This is a genomic window from Gottfriedia luciferensis (genome assembly GCF_001712755.1).
Taxonomy (GTDB): Bacteria; Bacillota; Bacilli; order Bacillales; family Bacillaceae_G; genus Gottfriedia; species Gottfriedia luciferensis_B.
Window position 1 is genome coordinate 1 of the sequence record NZ_MDKC01000024.1, and the last position, 1,642, is coordinate 1,642.

Annotated in this window: 13 tRNA genes and 2 rRNA genes; all 15 read left to right on the forward strand. The window is 49.6% G+C overall.

The features are described from left to right. Positions 1-112: ribosomal RNA gene (locus BED47_RS14815) — 23S ribosomal RNA — on the forward strand; the annotation flags it as partial. Positions 113-230: 118 nt separating this feature from the next. Next, positions 231-346, forward strand: a 5S ribosomal RNA gene (gene rrf, locus BED47_RS14820). 5 nt (positions 347-351) lie between these two features. Further along, positions 352-427: transfer RNA gene (locus BED47_RS14825), tRNA-Val, on the forward strand. Between the two features lie 3 nt (positions 428-430). Continuing rightward, a tRNA-Thr gene (locus BED47_RS14830) sits at positions 431-503 on the forward strand. Positions 504-510: 7 nt separating this feature from the next. Then, positions 511-586: transfer RNA gene (locus BED47_RS14835), tRNA-Lys, on the forward strand. Between the two features lie 19 nt (positions 587-605). Continuing rightward, a tRNA-Leu gene (locus tag BED47_RS14840) sits at positions 606-688 on the forward strand. A gap of 29 nt (positions 689-717) precedes the next feature. Beyond that, positions 718-792: transfer RNA gene (locus tag BED47_RS14845), tRNA-Gly, on the forward strand. Positions 793-800: 8 nt separating this feature from the next. Next, a tRNA-Leu gene (locus BED47_RS14850) sits at positions 801-887 on the forward strand. A gap of 10 nt (positions 888-897) precedes the next feature. After that, a tRNA-Arg gene (locus BED47_RS14855) sits at positions 898-974 on the forward strand. A gap of 24 nt (positions 975-998) precedes the next feature. Continuing rightward, a tRNA-Pro gene (locus tag BED47_RS14860) sits at positions 999-1,075 on the forward strand. Positions 1,076-1,085: 10 nt separating this feature from the next. Continuing rightward, positions 1,086-1,158: transfer RNA gene (locus BED47_RS14865), tRNA-Ala, on the forward strand. Positions 1,159-1,186: 28 nt separating this feature from the next. Beyond that, a tRNA-Met gene (locus tag BED47_RS14870) sits at positions 1,187-1,260 on the forward strand. A gap of 9 nt (positions 1,261-1,269) precedes the next feature. Further along, a tRNA-Ile gene (locus tag BED47_RS14875) sits at positions 1,270-1,346 on the forward strand. 8 nt (positions 1,347-1,354) lie between these two features. Next, positions 1,355-1,447 (forward strand) — tRNA-Ser (locus tag BED47_RS14880). A gap of 52 nt (positions 1,448-1,499) precedes the next feature. Then, positions 1,500-1,576, forward strand: a tRNA-Met gene (locus tag BED47_RS14885). The last annotated feature ends 66 nt before the right edge of the window (positions 1,577-1,642 follow it).

A 1,642-nucleotide genomic window follows, 5' to 3' on the forward strand; every position in this document is an offset into this window, starting at 1 on the left:
CATAGCGTTAAGCTAGTAAGACCCCTGAGAGACGATCAGGTTGATAGGTCAGAGGTGGAAGCGTGGTGACACGTGGAGCTGACTGATACTAATCGGTCGAGGACTTAACTAACAAGTTTGATAATGACATTATCTAGTTTTGAGGGTATAAGTTTTATAAAAAATATTAAAAAAGTTATTGACTTTGACTGATATTTTGATATAATAATTAATGTCCTAAAGAAAAAGAATCAAGTGATGATAGCGAAGAGGTCACACCCGTTCCCATACCGAACACGGCAGTTAAGCTCTTCAGCGTCGATGGTAGTTGGGGGTTTCCCCCTGTGAGAGTAGAACGTCGCTTGGTTTGATGGAGGATTAGCTCAGCTGGGAGAGCACCTGCCTTACAAGCAGGGGGTCGGCGGTTCGAGCCCGTCATCCTCCACCATATGCCGACTTAGCTCAATTGGTAGAGCAACTGACTTGTAATCAGTAGGTTGGGGGTTCAAGTCCTCTAGTCGGCACTCTTTTGAGCCATTAGCTCAGTAGGTAGAGCATCTGACTTTTAATCAGAGGGTCGAAGGTTCGAATCCTTCATGGCTCACCATTTCTCAAAAGAGAATATTGCGGGTGTGGCGGAATTGGCAGACGCGCTAGACTTAGGATCTAGTACTTCGGTGTGGGGGTTCGAGTCCCTTCACCCGCACCATTTAAATTTATAAGTTATAAGCAGTATACGCGGAAGTAGTTCAGTGGTAGAATACAACCTTGCCAAGGTTGGGGTCGCGGGTTCGAGCCCCGTCTTCCGCTCCACATATGCTGCCGGGGTGGTGGAATGGCAGACACACAGGACTTAAAATCCTGCGGGGGTTGACCCCGTGCCGGTTCGAGTCCGGCCCTCGGTACCATTTATAATATGCGCCCGTAGCTCAATTGGATAGAGCGTTTGACTACGGATCAAAAGGTTATGGGTTCGAGTCCTTTCGGGCGCGCCATATTATTTCACCTGTAATTCTGAACGGGAAGTGGCTCAGCTTGGTAGAGCACCTGGTTTGGGACCAGGGGGTCGCAGGTTCAAATCCTGTCTTCCCGACCATTTAAAACATGGGGCCTTAGCTCAGCTGGGAGAGCGCCTGCCTTGCACGCAGGAGGTCAGCGGTTCGATCCCGCTAGGCTCCACTTGAAGAAACTTAAATTAACTTATTATGGCGGTGTAGCTCAGCTGGCTAGAGCGTACGGTTCATACCCGTGAGGTCGTGGGTTCGACTCCCTCCGCCGCTACTTATTTAAGGACCTTTAGCTCAGCTGGTTAGAGCAGACGGCTCATAACCGTCCGGTCGTAGGTTCGAGTCCTACAAGGTCCACCACTTATAATGGAGTAATACCCAAGTCTGGCTGAAGGGATCGGTCTTGAAAACCGACAGGGGTGTAACAGCCCGCGGGGGTTCGAATCCCTCTTACTCCTCCATTTTTATTAAAGTTTATATTAATGGAACTATATTAAATAGTATCCACATTATCGCGGGGTGGAGCAGTCTGGTAGCTCGTCGGGCTCATAACCCGAAGGTCGCAGGTTCAAATCCTGTCCCCGCAACCAAATGGTCCCGTGGTGTAGCGGTTAACATGCCTGCCTGTCACGCAGGAGATCGCCGGTTCGATCCCG